General features: G+C 46.7%; 12 protein-coding genes. 8 read left to right on the plus strand and 4 right to left on the minus strand.

Annotated elements, in window-relative coordinates; all coding sequences use genetic code 11:
* Positions 1-39: 39 nt before the first annotated feature.
* Positions 40-1,077, minus strand: a complete 1,038-nt coding sequence (locus QUB66_RS00510) for an NADP(H)-dependent aldo-keto reductase (protein ID WP_332965770.1) — start codon at positions 1,075-1,077, stop codon at positions 40-42.
* Positions 1,078-1,320: 243 nt separating this feature from the next.
* Here QUB66_RS00510 and QUB66_RS00515 point away from each other — a divergent pair, with 243 nt between their 5' ends.
* From QUB66_RS00515 to QUB66_RS00535, 5 genes are all read left to right on the plus strand, one after another.
* Positions 1,321-2,445 carry a DegT/DnrJ/EryC1/StrS family aminotransferase gene (locus QUB66_RS00515; RefSeq protein ID WP_265235306.1) on the plus strand — a complete coding sequence of 375 codons (1,125 nt, stop codon included), beginning with the start codon at positions 1,321-1,323 and terminating at the stop codon, positions 2,443-2,445.
* Positions 2,446-2,750: 305 nt separating this feature from the next.
* Positions 2,751-3,629, plus strand: a complete 879-nt coding sequence (gene crtB / locus QUB66_RS00520) for a cyanoexosortase B (RefSeq protein WP_332965771.1) — start codon at positions 2,751-2,753, stop codon at positions 3,627-3,629.
* Positions 3,626-4,336 (plus strand): cyanoexosortase B system-associated protein, encoded by a 711-nt coding sequence (locus tag QUB66_RS00525; RefSeq protein WP_332965772.1) that lies wholly within the window; start codon positions 3,626-3,628, stop codon positions 4,334-4,336. Before crtB ends, QUB66_RS00525 begins: the two co-directional genes overlap by 4 nt.
* A 198-nt stretch (positions 4,337-4,534) precedes the next feature.
* On the plus strand, positions 4,535-6,109 hold the full coding sequence (locus tag QUB66_RS00530; protein ID WP_332965774.1) for a polysaccharide biosynthesis/export family protein: 1,575 nt from the start codon (positions 4,535-4,537) through the stop codon (positions 6,107-6,109).
* Positions 6,110-6,560: 451 nt separating this feature from the next.
* The gene (locus tag QUB66_RS00535; RefSeq protein WP_265235310.1) at positions 6,561-8,864 is read left to right on the plus strand and encodes a polysaccharide biosynthesis tyrosine autokinase; all 2,304 of its coding nucleotides are present in this window, start codon (positions 6,561-6,563) and stop codon (positions 8,862-8,864) included.
* A 519-nt stretch (positions 8,865-9,383) separates the two neighbouring features.
* Here QUB66_RS00535 and QUB66_RS00540 read toward each other — a convergent pair.
* From QUB66_RS00540 to QUB66_RS00550, 3 genes are all read right to left on the minus strand, one after another.
* Positions 9,384-12,506, minus strand: coding sequence for a Calx-beta domain-containing protein (locus QUB66_RS00540; RefSeq protein ID WP_265235311.1), 3,123 nt, complete (start codon positions 12,504-12,506; stop codon positions 9,384-9,386).
* Positions 12,507-13,668: 1,162 nt separating this feature from the next.
* Positions 13,669-13,836, minus strand: coding sequence for a hypothetical protein (locus tag QUB66_RS00545; protein WP_332965776.1), 168 nt, complete (start codon positions 13,834-13,836; stop codon positions 13,669-13,671).
* 33 nt (positions 13,837-13,869) lie between these two features.
* Positions 13,870-14,148, minus strand: coding sequence for a hypothetical protein (locus QUB66_RS00550; protein WP_332965778.1), 279 nt, complete (start codon positions 14,146-14,148; stop codon positions 13,870-13,872).
* A 608-nt stretch (positions 14,149-14,756) separates the two neighbouring features.
* On the opposite strand from QUB66_RS00550, the gene lpdA reads away from it, so the two are divergent.
* The 3 genes from lpdA (at position 14,757) to QUB66_RS00565 (ending at position 17,624) form a co-directional block, all read left to right on the plus strand.
* The gene (gene lpdA / locus QUB66_RS00555; protein WP_332965779.1) at positions 14,757-16,196 is read left to right on the plus strand and encodes a dihydrolipoyl dehydrogenase; all 1,440 of its coding nucleotides are present in this window, start codon (positions 14,757-14,759) and stop codon (positions 16,194-16,196) included.
* Positions 16,197-16,575: 379 nt separating this feature from the next.
* Complete coding sequence (locus tag QUB66_RS00560; protein ID WP_265235314.1) at positions 16,576-17,067, plus strand: DUF4365 domain-containing protein; 492 nt, start codon at positions 16,576-16,578, stop codon at positions 17,065-17,067.
* Positions 17,064-17,624 (plus strand): hypothetical protein, encoded by a 561-nt coding sequence (locus tag QUB66_RS00565; protein ID WP_265235315.1) that lies wholly within the window; start codon positions 17,064-17,066, stop codon positions 17,622-17,624. The genes QUB66_RS00560 and QUB66_RS00565 overlap by 4 nt, the downstream gene beginning before the upstream one ends.
* The last annotated feature ends 2 nt before the right edge of the window (positions 17,625-17,626 follow it).

A 17,626-nucleotide genomic window follows, 5' to 3' on the forward strand; every position in this document is an offset into this window, starting at 1 on the left:
CCTAGGGTTAGTTTCCTCAACCCAACCTACAAATTAGGATTACGGTGTCGGATTCGGATACTTAGCGTGCACAGAATTAATTTCTGCTACAATCTCTTCAGAGAGCGTCACATCCAAACTGCTGAGATTTTCCTCAAGTTGCGCGATCGATGTTGCACCGATAATTGTGCTACTCACAAACCAGCGCGATCGCACATAAGCCAAAGCCATCTGCGCCGGACTCAAACCGTGCTTTTGAGCAATCTCAATATATCCTTTCACCGCATCGTTCAGATTAGTTTTATCGTAACGCTGACCAAATCCAGCAAACAAAGCCAGTCGCGAATTTTCCGGTATTCCATTTAAGTATTTACCCGTTAATATCCCGAAAGCCAAAGGACTGTAAGCCATCAATCCCACATTCTTAAAACGGCAAGTTTCTGCCAAATTCATGTGAAAAGTCCGATTGCTCAAACTAAAAGCATTCTGAATCGAAACAACTTTCGGCAAACCGTGTTTTTCCGCCAATTCGCAAAACTCGCAAACTCCCCAAGGCGTTTCGTTACTCAAACCCAAATAGCGGATTTTGCCAGCTTTAATCAAGTCAGCAAATACCTCTAATTGTTCTAAAATTGGTACAGTTTCGTGTTCTTGAGTAATATCGTAGTCCGGCGCGCCAAATAGCGGCACGTAGCGATCGGGCCAGTGGATCTGATACAGGTCGATGTAGTCAGTTTGCAGGCGCTTCAGGCTGTCATTCAGGGCTTTTTCGACATTTGGGCGATCGATCTGATTTTTACCTTCCCGAATCCACTTTAATCGAGTGCTTCTCCCCGCCACTTTCGTCGCTATAATAACCTTATCCCGCTGCTGTTTCACCAGCCATTCCCCGATATATTCCTCGGTTTTTCCCTGACTTTCCGGTTTTCCCGGCACCGGATACATTTCTGCCGTATCGATAAAGTTGATTCCTCGGGAAATTGCCAAATCGAGCTGTTGCGCTGCTTCTGTAACGGTGTTCTGCTGGCCGTAAGTCATCGTACCCAAACAGATTTCAGATACTGATAAATCGCTTTCGCCTAGTTTTTTGTATTCCATAATTTTGCCCATCAAAAAAATCTCTGATTCTATATTATCAAAAAAATGATTTGATTTACAAGACAGCAAAAAAGTGCGATCAACCTCCTCTCCTAATTCCTCTGCGCTCTCTATGTTCTCTGCGGTTAAAAAAAACATTTTCATAATTATAAGCGAATTTGACGATCAGAAAAATGTGTTAATTGCAAATCATACATCGGGCAAATTTAATGTTAATATAAATAATTGCTAGTCAGATTATTTATGAGTTTATACCCACAAAAAGTTCCTTTTGTCAACCTCTCCCTGCAACACCAACCAATTCAATCCCAAATAACAGAAACACTTGGGAAAATTATTGAGCGAGGAGACTTTATTTTAGGTCAAGCACTGGCAGAATTTGAAACAGCATTTGCCGCAGCTTCTGGAGTACAATACGGTGTAGGAGTGGCTTGCGGAACTGATGCGATCGCCCTGGGACTCCAAGCTTGCGGCATTAATCCGGGCGACGAGATTATTATCCCCGCCAACACGTTTATCGCCACCATCATCGCGGTCATTCAAGCCAAAGCAATACCTATCCTGGTAGATTGTGACCCGGAAACCGCCCTGATTGACCTCACAGCAGCCGAAACAGCGATTACCTCAAAAACTAAAGCAATTATCCCCGTACATCTCTACGGTCAAATGGTATCGCCCAGTCAGCTTTTAGATTTTGCCAACCGCCACAACTTAATAATTTTTGAAGATGCCGCCCAAGCGCACTTAGCCGAAAGAGAAGGATACCGCGCCGGTGCCATTGGGAAAGCTGCCGCCTTCAGCTTTTATCCCAGCAAAAACCTCGGCTGCTTTGGCGATGGTGGGATGTTAATTACTAATGATGCAAAAATCGCAGAAGAAATGCGAACTCTCCGTAATTATGGAGCACGAATAAAATATTTGCACACTAAAATTGGCACTAATAGTCGCCTTGATAATTTGCAAGCCGCCGTGCTCAACGTGAAGTTGCCTTACTTGGAAAAATGGAATCGCGATCGCAACTTAGCCGCCCAACATTACAATACTTTATTAGAGCCGCTGAAACACAAAGGCATTGTACCGATCGCCAATCACAGCGGTTCAGGTCACATTTATCACATCTATGCGATCCAAATTACTGAGAAAAGCCCCATCGACCGCAATACCCTCCAGCAAAAACTCGCCCAAGAAGGCATTGAAACAGGCATCCACTATCCCGTACCCTGCCACCTGCAACCAGCCTACCAAAACTTAGGCAATCCGGGCGACTTCCCCCACGCAGAAACTCTCTGCCAACAGATTTTATCATTGCCAATTTATCCCGGATTGAGTAATACTCAGATTGAGCAGGTTGTAGGGGCGATCGTTTGACAGTTGACAGTTGACAGTTGACAGTTGACAGAAGGAAGAGTTGACAGAAGGAAGAGTTGACAGAAGGAAGACGCAAGACTCAAGACGGAAGAAGACATACACAGTAAACTGTTTAGCGATCGGTATTTCACCTTTAATTAGGTGGATTTACTTAATTGTTTATAAAAGTTATGCTGAGGGTGTTGCAAGCCATAGGGTGGAGATCTCAAAGCGTTGGAGTTGGGAATTAACAAACTTTAACTCACAGTTCACAATCCCTTTCGCGTTGTGAACCCTCGCGCGACAATCTCAAAACTTCTCAAACCATGCACATCCAGCGCAGAATTCGCATTGTTCTCAAGCGATACCTCCTGGGGGAAGGTATCACGGTACTCCTAGTGCTACTGTACGCCCCCCTGCTAGTACACTGGTACGACGGCTGGCTTAACAAAAACATCAGCATCGAACACGAATACTTCAGCCACGGACTAATTGGTTTGCCCTACGCGGCTTATATTGCTTGGATGAACCGAAATTGCTGGCTGCGCTTGCCCAACTCGCCGCATCCTTTGGGAAGCTTTTTCCTGGTACTAGCGACGCTTTTTTATCTGAGTCGCTTAAGCGATTTGGTGAATTTATCCCTGCCACTAATGCTAGCCAGCATTTGCTTATCTTTAAAAGGAATTCCCGGATTAAAATTGGAGGGAATGCCACTTTTATTCGTATTTTTGGCCTCGCCAAACCACATTCCTTACCTCATAGAACCCTACGCATTGCCGTTGCAGCACTTCATTGCTGAAGCATCAGGCTGGATATTAATTAAGGTTGGTCTCAACGTCAGAGTCGAAGAAATTTATCTGTACGTAAACGATCGCATTGTCGAAGTTGCGCCCCACTGTGCAGGCTTGAAAATGCTGTTTACCAGTCTTTACGTCAGCTTAATTCTACTGGATTGGACGGGTGTTTGGAGTTCCCACAAAAAAAGCATTTTGTTTTTAGTGGCTACATCTATTATTAGCATAACTTCCAACATTCTGCGCAACACTTTGCTGACTTATTTTCACGGAACCGAAAGAGAGAGACTTTTTACTTGGCTGCACGCCGGATGGGGCGGAGACTTGTATTCTGCTTGTATACTAGGCTTATTGGTACTTCTCATCAACGGGATGGAAAAGTATTTCCCCAGCCAGTCTGCCAATTCATGAAACAAATGATTTCAGCACGGAAACTACTGCGGCGGTACCAATTATCTAAAATTGTGGTACTGGTGTTTTTGCTGGTACTGGTTGGAGTAGTAGCAATTCCCGGCTACGCGACGGGAAGGTGGCCTTGGACAAACCCGCCGACAGTTGCAAACCTCAAGCAATTGAAAAGTTTGCGCCAAAACGGGATGAGACTTCCCGGCTGGCAGGTGATTAGCGTCCAGAATAACGTCCAAATTGGCGGTCACAGATGGTTAGTTGAAGAAATCAAAAATCATCAAACAATTGCCATTTTATTGCTGATGCCTCAAAACGACCCCAAAAACCAGCCACAAGTAGAATGGCTAGATATCGATGGATTTCACCGGTGGCAAACAGATTCTCATCGCACTTTGAGGTTTACAGTTAAATTAGCGCCAACATCCGACAAGCCATCGCCTACCGTCGAGGCCCGGTTTTTCCGAAGCTGGACTTCCCAACAAACTTTTGCTGTCGTGCAGTGGTACGCTTGGCCTAATGGGGGTTCTCCAGCAACCAGCCGCTGGTTTTGGGAAGACAGCATTGCTAGACTGTCGAACCGCCGCGCCTCTTGGGTTGCTGTCAGTATCATCGTTCCGATTCAACCGCAGGACGATATTAAGATAGTTGAACCGCTGCTGGAATCTCTGAGTCAAAGTGTTCAAGCTCAATTAATGGCAGAAACTTTCTGAGTTTAATCAAGAGGGCGATTGAAATCGCTTCTATACAAACAAAGACCGCCTCCGCGGGCTAGAAGAATCAAGAGGTAATACCAATTATAAAAAATATTGCTACAGATAAATTAGAGAATCTCATCTTTAGGGAAACGGCATTGCCGTGTCCGGCTGGAGAGTAGAAAAAATATAAAATTTAAGTGCAGGCTTGCGGACATGAAACTTAAAAATCAGCGAATTATTCAAAATATCACCCTTTTTTATACCCTCAAAATGCGGGAAAAATTCACAATCAAAAATCGCGTTGCTTTTTCCTTGGCTGGTCTGCACTCAACTGCTTGGACTTTATCTTTTGCTGCTGTATTTTGGGGCTTTAACGGCAAAGTTTTTTCCGAAAAGGCTTTAGCCCAATCTGTTGTTCCTAGTTCTGAACAGTTCTTACCACCACCACCACTGCGCGTACCGCCACCGCCAGCCAACTTCAACAGACAAATTAACCCAGCTTTTCGGAATCGGCCTTACCGCTTGGGCCCTGGAGACCAGATTTCTGTTCAAGTTCAGCGCTTCCCAGAGCTAAATTTTACAGGTGCTATCAGCCCTGAAGGGGTAATTGTACTGCCATTAATCGGCACAGTAAATGTGCGCGGCCTTACCGTCGAAGAAGCACAGCAGCGACTCCGAGAGCGATTCACCCAATTTATCAAAAATCCTCAAGTCTCGACTGCTTTGCTGGTTCAGCGCCCGGTAGTGGTGACGGTGACGGGGGAAGTGGCGAGACCTGGTTTTTATCCGCTGCAAACTCCGCAGCTTCCGGCGGCTTTGGCTGCGGCGGCTGGGACGACTCCGACGGCCGAACTGCGGGCGGTGCGGGTGCGGCGGACTTTGCCTGGTGGCGCTGTGGCGGAGCAAGTTGTTGATATTTTGACGCCGCTGCAAACTGGTATTGCTCCGCCGGATTTGCGTTTGGAAGATGGAGATGCGATCGTCGTACCGTATAAACAGATTACAGCCGATCGCAAATCCGATCAAGATTTAGCATCCAGGTACAGCCTAGCCGCTGCGGCTGTCCCCGTCCAAGTTACGATCACTGGAGAAGTCGGCAAACCGGGTTTTTACACGCTTCCGGTGGGTTCTGGTCGAATTTCCGCTGCTGTGACGATTGCAGGCGGAGTCACGGGAAAAGCCGATTTGCGGGCGGTGCGAGTGCGGCGGACGCTGGTAGACGGCTCCTCGGTGGAGCAACCCCTCGACCTCTACACTCCCTTAGCAAAGGCTAACGATTTGTTCGATTTTCCTTTGGCATCGGGAGATGTGATTGTCATCCCGGAATTGGACGCTAGTATCAAAAACCTAGACTACGACAAAGCTCTGGTGGCGCGGTCTACGCTGATTAAGCCCAGGATCTACGTTCGAGTTTTGAGTTACGCTAGTGGTAGTTTGACTTCGTTCTACCTAGAAAATGGCAGCAAGTTTTTGGATGCTATCAACAACTTACCTGTAAATCTAGCTGACTTGCGGAAAATGGCCCTGATTCGGTTCGACCAAAAGCAAGGTAGAGCAATCAACCGCAAGATAGATGCGAAAGCTGCTTTGGAGGGAAATGTTTCTCAGAACCCGATGCTGGAAGATAATGATGTGATTGTGATTGGTAGAAATCTGGTAGAGCGCGTTGGTTATGCAATCAATACTGTTACTCGACCATTCCGCGATACTTTGGGATTTATTCTGTTCTTCGAGCAATTAAGAAATGGGGTGACAAATTTGTTTGGGCCATCCAATAATAATAGGTAGTCATTGGGCATTGGGCATTGGGCATTGGGCATTGGCCAAACAGGTCATTGGCCAAACAGGTCATTGGGCGAAGCGAAGCGGAGGGATTGGGCGAAGCGAAGCGGAGGGATTGGGCATTGGGCATTAGGCATTGGTCATTGGTCATTGGTCATTGGTCATTAGTCATTGGTCATTAGTCATTAGTAAAGAGGGCGGGTTTTGTATTCGTAAAGTCGCTTCTATCAAAGATTTTTAGCTAAACCCGAACCTACCAGATACTATGTTTTTGGCTCCGACATACTTAGTTATGATTTATCGTTAGAGGGCGGGTTTTGTATTCGTAAAGTCACTTCTATCAAAGATTTTTAGCTAAACCCGAACCTACCAGATACTATGTTTTTGGCTCCGACATACTTAGTTATAATTTATCGTTGGCAATTCTTCAATCTAAAATCTAAAATCTAAAATAGTCATGACTTTATCAGTTGTTAAACGTTATTTAATTGCTTTTGACCAATATAAGTGGGTGGGACTGGCCACTCTCGCGGTGAGTGTGGGCGTGTCGGGAGTAGTGGCTGGGCAGCCAACTCCGGCGCCGGTTTACGTTGCTGTAGGTACGCTGACCTACCTCAGACCGAGCGTGATTTTTTCATCGACTACTACTAAAATTCAACAGGAAGGACAAGAAATAACTAAAGATATGCTGCTGGATACAGAGAAGGTGCTTAAACCAGTAGCAGAAAAACTCATCAAAGCAGAAAAAAAATTAAACAAAGAAGAAGCGGCAATAGTAAATAAAGAAGAAGCGGAAAAAAAATTACAACTTTTGACTAAAAAGCTGGCAGACAACGTGCAGATCAAGATGCCGACTAAGAATAATGACCCCAGCGCTTTGATTCAAGTATTGTACAAAAATGCCGATCGCAAAAAAGCAGAAGCGGTAGTAAAGGCGCTGATGAAGGAAATGGAGGCTTACAGCAAAAATTCTAATACTTCTAGACTGCGAACAACGATCGACCAAATTAAACAGCGTTTGCCGAAAGTAACTCAGGAACTCAGGGAGGTGGAAGCAAAACTTGAAGCCTACGAAAAACAAGAAGGAACTTCAATTTTAGCAGTTCAGAGCGGTACTTTGCCGCAAGCGATTATCGGCACCGAACAGCAGCAGCGACAACTCCGCGTGCAGTTGGGAGCAATAGAAGCTCAAATTAAAAGCTTGCAGGAGCGCTTGGGATTGAATGTGGAGCAAGCTTACGTGGCTCAAGCACTGTCGGCAGATCCAATTATTGCGCAACTGCGAGTGCAACTGTTTTCGATCGAATCTCAGCTCAAAATTCTGCGCAGCGACTTGCAGGAGGAACACCCGAAAATTGTGGAATTGCTCAAACAAAAACTAGCTTTTGAGCAGCAGTTGCAGCAGCGACAGTCGGAGGTGCTAGGGGGTAACGGGGTGGCGGCTCCGCTCAGAAGTGCCGATCGAATTCGGATAGACTCTTCTTTAGACCCGGCCAGACAGCAGTTAGCTCAAAGTTTGATTGCTTTGCAAACGCAGCAGGATACGGTGCAACAGCAACTCAAAGGAGTCGAGAAAACTGAACAGCTATTACGCCAGGAATACGCGACAATCCCCAACAAGCAGTTAGAACAAGGGCGGTTAGCCCAGCAAGTGGCGCTGAAAAAAGCTCTCTACGATAAGATGCAGTCGGCTTTGGTAGATGCTGAGGCAGCGATAGCTGAGACAACGGGGAGTTTGATCGTCTCCCAAGAGCCCAAAGCTGATGATGTTGACTCAAGCCAGAGAAGTAGGCCGGTGATGCTGGCGGTGGGGGGATTTGTAGGATTGCTGCTGGGCGGCGGGTTGATATTTTTGTTGGGGATGCTCAACGGCAAGTTTTACAGTTGGGAAGAAGTGCGGGCGGCTTTGGTGGAGAAAGAGGTGCCGATACTGGCTGTTTTGCCTGAAGTAATTGTGTTTGATTCCTATGGGGAGGAGATGCCTCTGGCTTTGGAGCCGAATTCACCTTATTTGGATTTTTACGAGCGGTTGCGGACTAATTTGCGCCGAATTGGCGAAAAACCTGTGAAGGTGGTGTTGCTGACTTCGGCGGCCGGTTTGGAGGGGAAAAGTTTTAGTGCTTACAATTTAGCAATTGCGTCGGCTCGATCGGGTAAACGGACGTTGTTAATTGAAGCAGATTTGCGATCGGCTTCTAACGTAGAATCTTTGAGAATCGCTCAAGATCCTCTAGCGGCGGTGGAACCTTTACACTATTACGGCAATATCAGCGAGTGTGTCCATTTGGTTCCAGAGGTAGAAAATCTATACGTGGTGCCGAGTCCGGGCTTTTTGCGGCAGGCTTCGGCGGTACTGGAATCGAGCGAAATGCGGAGGTTGTTTGAGGATGTTCGCAACCGCTTTGATTTTGTGGTGGTGGATTCTCCGGCGTTGAGCGAGTGCAATGACGCGCTGACGCTGGAACCGTACACGGACGGTATAATTTTGGTGGCGCGGGCTGGTTATACTTTGGCGAGTATGTTGTCTGAGGCTGCGGATCAGTTGCTGGAATCTGATGATGAGGATTCGCACAAATCGGGGCCGCGGCTATTGGGGGCGATTATTAATGGTGCTGATATTGCGGTGAAGTACCGCAACGATGTTGATGAGTTGGACTTGCCTTTGAGTGCTGTGGGCGATGGGGCGATCGAAGTGCGATCGAGACAATTACCGCACCAGTCTAAGCCCAAAAATAAAGCTATTAATAGTAAATTAAACTAATAGATTTGCATGGCATCCATTCGGTTTAAATTTTTGAAGAGCATCTGCGTTTCTCTGTGTTTATCTACCTTACATCTGCGGTCGATATATCAATCAAATATTTAAGCAATTCAAATCTAAATTACACCGCTTGATGCTTGTAAAGCAGTCCTCAATAAAATTTAAATCGGGTTTGCCAAATAAAATTCAAAGGCATACCCAACAAAGGTTTTTTTTCGCAGCATCCTGATAATGGGATTTAGTCTGAAATCCAAATATAGCAACCGCCACATCGGTGAGAACATAAATAACTTCAGGAATAGAGCCGATACCCGTCAACCATCAATGATTTGATTCCCGTTATGCAACTGTCAACTGTCAACTGTCAACTGTCAACTGTCAACTGCTATATCAGCATCAAGCCAGGATGAGGCAGCATTTAAATATTCTGTCTGCCTCTCCCACTTGACATTGGTGACAATGCCAGAAAGTTGTCACCAATGATTAAAACCCACTAACGCAAATTGCTAGTCAAAAGACCTAGTTAGCAAATTGGTTGTTCAAGGCGACAAAACCAGGAATAAGCTTCGGGTCTGTGAGTGAATTTAACCAGCTAGCGGCGACACCGAAGTTGGGGACTGAGTTGGAATTAATCCCGACGTTAGAGGCTCCGATTCCGCCACCCATCAGTAGCTCGTCGGCGATAGATTTGTTCACCAAAGCTGCTGTTCCCTGCGCCGGAGCCCCAAAGCTGGAATTCTTTCGCAGACCACCGTCGAGTAGATCGTCCTTTGTCAAAGTGAGACTACTTGCCGTTTTCAGCAGCGGAGCTATAGGTGCCGGGGGGGCTGGGTCATTGTCTATGATGCTCAAAACGGTGCTGCTTTGCGCTCCAATTGTCGCATTGCCTGTCGTCGGGCCAACCAAAGTTAAACCGAGAGTTTCGTCACCCTCAAATAAAGTGTCATCGAAAATGGGAATGGTGATGGTTTTGGGTACTAAATCCCCAGCACCAAAATTGACAGCGATTAAACCATTGGTGTAATCAGAGCCTGCTGTAGCAGTAAGATCGGACAAGTTCACGAAAGTTGAGACTGCACCGACAGCACTACCAGTACGAGTGACTGTCACGGCTTGAACAGGCGTTCCATTTTCGTTGACACTGAAGAACGGGGCGCTGAATTGCAGGGTGCTGTCATTGTCTATGATCGTCGTAACGGCCGTACCTTGGGTTCCAATCGTGGCATTGCCGGTCGGGTTAACCAAACTTAAATTGACAGTTTCGTTACCCTCCACCAAAGTGTCATCGATAATGGGAATATTAACTATCTTGGGTGCAGAATCCCCAGCGGCAAAATTGACAGGGATGGCAGTATTGTCGTAGTCAGCAGGGGCTGTAGCACTTCCATTACTGAGGTTCACGCTAGCTGAAACTGCACCGGTACTACTGCCAGTGCGAGTGACTGTCACGGCTGCAACGGCCGTTCCATTTTCTCTGATCCTGAAGGTAGGAGCACTAAATTGCAGGGTGCTGTCATTGTCTATGATGTCGAAAGTGGCCGTACTTTGGGTTCCAATCGAGGCGTTGCCTGTCGGGCTGCCCAAAGTTAAGTTAGCAGTTTCGTTACCCTCCACCAAAGTGTCGTTGACGATCGGAATATTGACAGTCTTGGGTGCAGAATCGCCAGGGGCAAAACTAACAACGATCGGATTACCGTTGTAATCAAGGCCGCCTGTAGCAGTACCATCGGCCAAGCTGACGGTGGCTGAGACTGTACCAGAGGTTACACCAGTGCGAGTGACTGTCACGGCTGCGATCGGCGTTCCATCTTCGTTGAGACTAAAGGTAGGGGAACTAAATTGCAGGGTGCTGTCATTGTCTACGATGGTCGTAACGGCGGTACTTTGGGTTCCAATCGTGGCATTACCTGTCGGGTTAATCAAACTTAAATTGACAGTTTCGTTACCCTCGAACAAAGTATCGTTGACGATCGGAATATTGACCGTTTTGGGTGCAGAATCGCCAGCGGCAAAATTGACAACGATCGGACTATTGCCGTAATCATCAGGCGCAACAGCAGTACCATCGGCCAAGCTCACCGTCGCTGAGACAGCAGCGGCACTACTGCCAGTACGAGTGACTGTTACGGCTGCGATCGGCGTTCCATTTTCGTTGATCCTGAAGGTAGGAGCACTAAATTGCAGGGTGCTGGTCGGGAGAGTGTCATTGTCCACTATGCTCAAACTGGCAGTACCTTGCGTCCCAATCGTAGCGCCTGTCGGATTGGTCAAGCTTAAGTTGACGGTTTCGTTACCTTCCACCAAAGTGTCATCGACAATGGGAACGACGATCGTCTTGGGCGCAGAATCCCCAGCAGCAAAATTGACAGGGATGGCAGTATTGGCGTAATCAGCAGGGGCTGTAGCAGTACCATTGGTGAGGTTCACCGTAGCTGAGGCGGCAGCCGTGCTGCTACCTGTGCGAGTGACTGTCACGGCTGCAACCGGCGTTCCATCTTCGTTGACGCTGAAGGTGGGGGCGCTAAATTGCAGGGTGCCGACAGGGAGAGTGTCATTGTCTACGATGTTCAAACTGGCAGTACCTTGCGTTCCCAAGCTGACACGGCTGGTGCCGGTGGGATTGGTCAAGCTTAAGTTGACGGTTTCGTTACCTTCCACCAAAGTGTCATCGACAATGGGAATGACGATCGTCTTGGGTGCAGAATCCCCAGCAGCAAAATTGACAGGGATCGCAGTATTGTTGTAGTCACCAGGGGCAACAGCAGTACCATTGGTGAGGTTCACCGTAGCTGAGGCGGTGCCGGCGCTGCTACCTGTTCGAGTGACTGTCACGGCTGCAACCGGAGTCCCATCTTCGTTGACGCTGAAGGTTGGGGCACTAAACTGAAGGCTAACCGGATCTTGAGTTCCTTGATATTGAATATCCCGCAGCAGGTAGTCCGAACTATCGTCTTTGAAGGAGGTGGCGGTGTACGCAGCGGTGGGGCTATCGTAGGCTTTGCCTGAGAACCGCAGTTCGTCAAAACTAATGTTGCTGAGAGGGTTTGCTTCTATCTTGAATTTGAAATTGCCATCGGTGCGATCGCCCGTGAAAGTCACTCCATCTGAACCCACAGTAATGGGTTTTGCCGCTCCCGGAGCGTTGAAGCGAGTAATCGTAAAATTGCTGGCCGGTACGAGAGTCCCATTATTAAAGATTTGCAGCAAACCAACTTCATTACCTTGATCGCCGACTCCGGGGTTAGTTTTGGGACTCAATGCGCTGAGGTCGATCGTCGCGCTACTAATATCTTGGTCTTCTGCCCATTTCAGCTTCAGTACCTGAGATTGATTGGTATTGGGGTCATAATTGATTTCCGCCCGAATTTTAGTAGGATCGGTGAACCAACCACTATAAGAGGATGGCACACCAATACCAGGGGTGCTGCCGTAACTCAACCAGCTTTTAGGGTTTTCATTCGTTGGTAAGGTGAGGTTGGCGATCGTAGCAGAACTAAGATAATCTGTTTCCGCGCCATCAAAAGCTACCCCAGACAGTTTAATACCTTGATTCTGGGCAGCAGTAGGCCATTGTGTAATTAGGTCATTGACGTTGGTGAAATTAGTGGTTTGACCCAAAGAACCATTGAAAGAAGTAGGCATAGCTTTTCTTTTGCTAGTAATTAAGGATTGGAAGTGACTTAAATTTCAGCGTTGGGCTATAGTTCTCTGTCACTGTAAGAAACATTTCACGGTCAATAACTTCGATCCGGAAAAAAATCTGATATTTTTTTTATTCCTGGACGCACTCCGACAAAAAAACCGCGTTTTTTACCTTATTTGCCGATAACAACGGGTATTTTCGTAAAAACCCGGTTTCTGGCGATCAATGCGTAAGTTTTAATTTTTTTATTCCTGTAAAAAGCGGTTTTCCACATCCGTAGAGGAGAGCTTAAATAATTGTCGCAATCCGTAAATTTACTGATAAGAATCATCAAAATATGTGAAGCAATACGGTGCAGATACAGACGGCGGTTGAAACCAGGTTTACACAAACGATGTCCGCCGGAGGGGACTGAATAAAATAACGTAATTTTAACTGCCCGGTTTTCAACCCGGACTCCTCGGCTGCAAGCTTGTACAGACGAGGTTTCAACCGCTTTTGTGTTATTAGCCCAAGCGTATTGATATGTGAAGGTGCAGTTGCACGCTAGCAGGGCTATTTTTCTTGCACCCTAAAGCTTTGAGGCGTTGCAGAGTAGAGAGATGAATTAAGCAGGTAAAGTAACATCCCAGAATTTAAAATAGTGAAGTAATACCATTTTCCCCAAATCCTGCAAAGCCGTAGCTGTAGGGTGCGTCGCTACGAACAATTCCTCGGATTTCACGCCAGACATCTCGTGCGACGCACCCTACACATTAGGTGGGCAAAACACACTCAAATATTCTATTTTAGCAAGCTTTTTCACGCATGGTATAACAATCGAATATAGTGCTTTTACATTTCCTCAGATTTGGAATAATATCGTTTCCAGTCGATTGATAACAATAAGATTGGTTCGCGCGAACCGTTTTTGTGATGGTAATCGACCGGACATGATATTACTGATAAAAATGCTTTGAAATAATTTCACTATCTGTGTCTATTTTTATAACCAGTTAGATATAGCAGTCCTAAATGATTTTCTGTAGTAGGGAGACGGCACTGCCGTGTCCCGGAGGATCGATTTTGGGGAAATCACCGCCCGTGATAATGATTTAGGATTGCTATAGTTGAACCTGTGATAGGAGATTTGATCGCTAATAGCTGTCAGCTACGAATTCACTATCTCAAATAATAAATTATGTCGGTTGAGCCGCATTCACCCCACTCGATCGCATATCCAAACAATTCACAGACAAAGACTAACCACAGTATAACCGCTGGCCCGATCGCACTTGAACGGCAAAATCCAACCGGGGCGATCGCCCGCCAGCATATATCATCCGTCATTTGCCGGACACGATCAATTAAAAATGTGTCGAACTATTGATTAGATTCCGGGCGTTTCTGGCGCTTATTCTGGATAAACTGTTCTAAATCTGCGATCGCATCTTCAAAATCCGACAAATTAATCTTCGTAGATTTAGCCTTCTGCGGCGGACTCGAAGGCTGACTCGCAGACTTAGCTTGAGGCTGCGGAGACTGAGGCTGTGCCACATCAGGGTTGGAAGCTTCTATATAATCAAACAATTCATCCAGGGACTGAAAAAAAGATTGAGCCGAGGCCCGGCGTGAATCTTTCAAATCATCGTCATCCATCATAAGCTACTCCATAGACTCTAAAACTTGCCGAGAAACTCCGCCCCCGGCGCGTACAAATATTTAGACATCAAAACCCCAATCAGCTAAAACCCTTGAGAAATTTTGCTTTGATCCGAGGCCAGATCCCCCTAAATCCCCCTTAGGTCGGGGGACTTTGACCGCCTCTTGTTCCCCCCTTAAGAAGGGGGAGTAGGGGGGATCAGGCTTAAGAATGGCTTAACAAGGGGAACTTTGAGCACTTCCGGTTCCCCCCTTCTTAAGGGGGGCTAGGGGGGATCAGGGACTATAGCATCAAACAGTAAACCCGCACTGCATTTGACGTGGTTGTTGACATCAATCGGCATTGTCAGCCCTCAAAGTCTATCTAACTTTACCCGCCCAGTCAGTGATTTGAAACTTGGGGCGCACCGAGATCGAAATCATTGACCCTAAAAAAATCTCAGTTACTGTCTAATTAACCCTAGTCTAGTCGAGAATAAGGACACAGGACTTATGCAACTATTACCGCTGTTCAAAGGTTGCGATCGCAACCTACAAGCTTAAAATGACGGACAGACGGTGTTTTTTGCTTGAGTCCTAAGATTTCAAAGGCATTAGGAGATTTTAAGGTGACTCAGGGATTTGATTACGATTTAGCAATTATCGGCGCTGGCGTGGGCGGACACGGCGCGGCCATACACGCGGTTAGCTGCGGGCTGAAAGTGGCAATTATCGAAGCGGGCGATATGGGCGGGACTTGCGTCAATCGCGGCTGCATTCCCTCTAAGGCGCTGTTGGCCGCTTCCGGGCGGGTGCGGGATTTGCGAAATGCCCATCACCTCAAGATGCTGGGTATTCAGTTGGGAAGCGTGGATTTCGATCGCGGGGCGATCGCAAATCACGCTAACACAATCGTTAGCAAACTTCGCGGCGACTTGACCAACAGCCTCAAACGTTTGAACGTGGATGTCATCCAAGGTTGGGGCAAAATCGCCGGTTCTCAAAAAATTACCGTCGAAACGGATAAAGGCGAGAAAACTATTACTGCCAAAGATATTATTCTCGCTCCCGGTTCGATTCCCTTCGTCCCCCCCGGGATAGAAATTGACGGCAAAACAGTATTTACTAGCGATGATGCTGTCAGATTGGAATCGCTACCAAAGTGGATCGCAATTATTGGCAGTGGCTATATCGGTTTAGAGTTTTCGGATATTTACACAGCATTAGGCTGCGAAGTTACGATGATTGAAGCTCTAGATCAATTGATGCCGACTTTTGATCCGGATATTGCTAAATTAGCAGAACGAGTGTTAATTGCACCCCGCGATATTGAAACAAAAGTGGGCTTGTTGGCTAAGAAAATTATTCCCGGTTCCCCGGTAATTATTGAATTAGCTGATTTCAAAACTAAGGAAGTTGTCGAAGTTTTGGAAGTTGACGCTTGTTTAGTAGCGACTGGCCGAGTTCCGGTAAGCAAGAATTTAGGGTTAGAAATTCTTGGTGTGGAAACGATGCGCGGTTATATCCCAGTTAACGATAAGATGCAGGTTTTGGTAGCGGGAGAACCTGTGCAGAATTTGTGGGCGATCGGCGATGTTAATGGCAAAATGATGTTAGCCCACGCTGCATCTGCCCAGGGAATTGCAGCAGTCGAAAACATTTGTGGCCGCACTCGCGAAGTTGACTATTTGAGCATTCCGGCGGCGGCTTTTACTCACCCGGAAATTAGCTATGTGGGAATGAATGAACCTGCGGCGAAGGAGTTAGGAAAAGCCGAAGGGTTTGAGGTCGCTTCTGTCAAGAGTTATTTTAAGGGAAATTCTAAGGCTATTGCGGAGGGTGAAACCGACGGTATGGCGAAGGTGATTTACCGGAAAGATACTGGGGAATTGTTGGGAGTTCACATTTTTGGTTTGCACGCTTCGGATTTGATTCAGGAGGCGGCAAATGCGATCGCCCAGCGCGATTCTGTGAACTCTTTAGCATTCCGAGTTCACACTCACCCGACGCTTTCGGAAGTGCTAGATGAGGCTTTCAAACGGGCGGCTGGGGCGGCGGGCGGTCATTAATTTGGGCGGGGGCTTCCGAAGGCTGTCAACTCAAGTTTTAACCGTTGAGCGATCGCGTTTGTAGTCGAGTCTCGATCCCCCTAAATCCCCCTTAAGAAGGGCGACTTTGAATGTTTTGTCCCTCCCCGTCTTCGTAGGGCAACCCCCCGTGGTTGCCCGAATTCGGGGGGATGGAGGGGTTTATTGGAGCGACAGGAGGCTGATAGTTTGATGTGTTTGTTGGGAGCATCTCATTTTTGCAAAAACCATTTTTTTACAGTGCGAGCGTCCCCGCTCGCGAGCTGTATAATACTCGCTAGCGATCGCGATCGCCCCCGCTCGCGAGCTGTATAATACTCGCTAGCGATCGCGATCGCCCCTTTTTGATAATTGTGTTTAAATGGAACTAAATCAGCGAAAAGAACAATTTAGTAAAGCTTACGTCCGCGCTGTGGCAGCAGTCGCTGGCTGTTCGGTAGATCAACCAGAAAATGATTATGATAGTGTTGACCTCTGTATCAAGGCTGTCGATCGCGATCCAGTACAGCCACACCGTCTCGAATTGCAGTTAAAATGTACGTCAAGAGATGTACTCAATGCCCAATGTGTTCGATATCCGCTCAATGTCAAAAATTATAACGACTTGAGAGTAACTGCCTTTATTCCCCGCCTGTTAGTTGTGGTGTTAGTACCGGAAAATATCGGGGAATGGATACAACAGTCAGAACAGGAAATGTTGCTCAGGCATTGTGCCTACTGGTTATCTTTGCGGGGAATGCCGGAAACTCAAAATACCAGTCGCGTGACTGTTGAGTTGCCCCGCAACAATCAGTTTACAGCAGAGGCTCTACAGTCCATTATGCAGCGCATTAGCCAAGGAGATATCCCATGAAAGTAACTGTACGGGATTTTGAAGTTTTTAAGAATTTAGATGTCAATGTAATCATAGCATATTTACAAAAACATGGCTGGCAAGAACACAGCCGAATTTATGACAATAAAGGGGCGATTTGGGTCAAGAAAAATGAGGCGGGAGAGTTGTTTGATATCGGATTGCCTCTGACGCGGGATTTTGCGGATTATCCAGCTAGGATGGGAGATGCTGTCAAAAAGCTGGAACTGACAGAAAAGCGTTCTCAATTAGAGATTTTAAGCGATTTAATTACTTGTTTAGAAAATACTGAAATTCAAGGATTTATTGTCAAAGTCGATCGCCAAGCAGGGGAGAAAATTGGTAAGGTGGCGATGATGGGATTTGTGGTTGGTAAGTTGCAGAAAATCTATCTCGAATTGCAAGAAAATGATTTGATTTTGGCACTGAAAGCTTATCAGGAAAGAATTCCGGTAATATGCGACGGCGATTTTGTCAAGGAGGGAAAATATTTTGCTGGGAAAAATCTGCGAAATTTTGCTTTGATGGCAGAGGAAGAAGCGAAAGTGGTAATTTGAAG

It is taken from the genome of Microcoleus sp. A2-C3, assembly GCF_036706065.1.
GTDB lineage: Bacteria > Cyanobacteriota > Cyanobacteriia > Cyanobacteriales > Microcoleaceae > Microcoleus.

Bases quoted from the DNA above. Each gene is read 5' to 3' on its own strand.
- QUB66_RS00510 (WP_332965770.1), bottom strand. From the start codon at position 1,077: ATGGAATACAAAAAACTAGGCGAAAGCGATTTATCAGTATCTGAAATC.
- QUB66_RS00515 (WP_265235306.1), top strand. From the start codon at position 1,321: ATGAGTTTATACCCACAAAAAGTTCCTTTTGTCAACCTCTCCCTGCAA.
- crtB (WP_332965771.1), top strand. From the start codon at position 2,751: ATGCACATCCAGCGCAGAATTCGCATTGTTCTCAAGCGATACCTCCTG.
- QUB66_RS00525 (WP_332965772.1), top strand. From the start codon at position 3,626: ATGAAACAAATGATTTCAGCACGGAAACTACTGCGGCGGTACCAATTA.
- QUB66_RS00530 (WP_332965774.1), top strand. From the start codon at position 4,535: ATGAAACTTAAAAATCAGCGAATTATTCAAAATATCACCCTTTTTTAT.
- QUB66_RS00535 (WP_265235310.1), top strand. From the start codon at position 6,561: ATGACTTTATCAGTTGTTAAACGTTATTTAATTGCTTTTGACCAATAT.
- QUB66_RS00540 (WP_265235311.1), bottom strand. From the start codon at position 12,506: ATGCCTACTTCTTTCAATGGTTCTTTGGGTCAAACCACTAATTTCACC.
- QUB66_RS00545 (WP_332965776.1), bottom strand. From the start codon at position 13,836: ATGACGGATGATATATGCTGGCGGGCGATCGCCCCGGTTGGATTTTGC.
- QUB66_RS00550 (WP_332965778.1), bottom strand. From the start codon at position 14,148: ATGATGGATGACGATGATTTGAAAGATTCACGCCGGGCCTCGGCTCAA.
- QUB66_RS00560 (WP_265235314.1), top strand. From the start codon at position 16,576: ATGGAACTAAATCAGCGAAAAGAACAATTTAGTAAAGCTTACGTCCGC.
- QUB66_RS00565 (WP_265235315.1), top strand. From the start codon at position 17,064: ATGAAAGTAACTGTACGGGATTTTGAAGTTTTTAAGAATTTAGATGTC.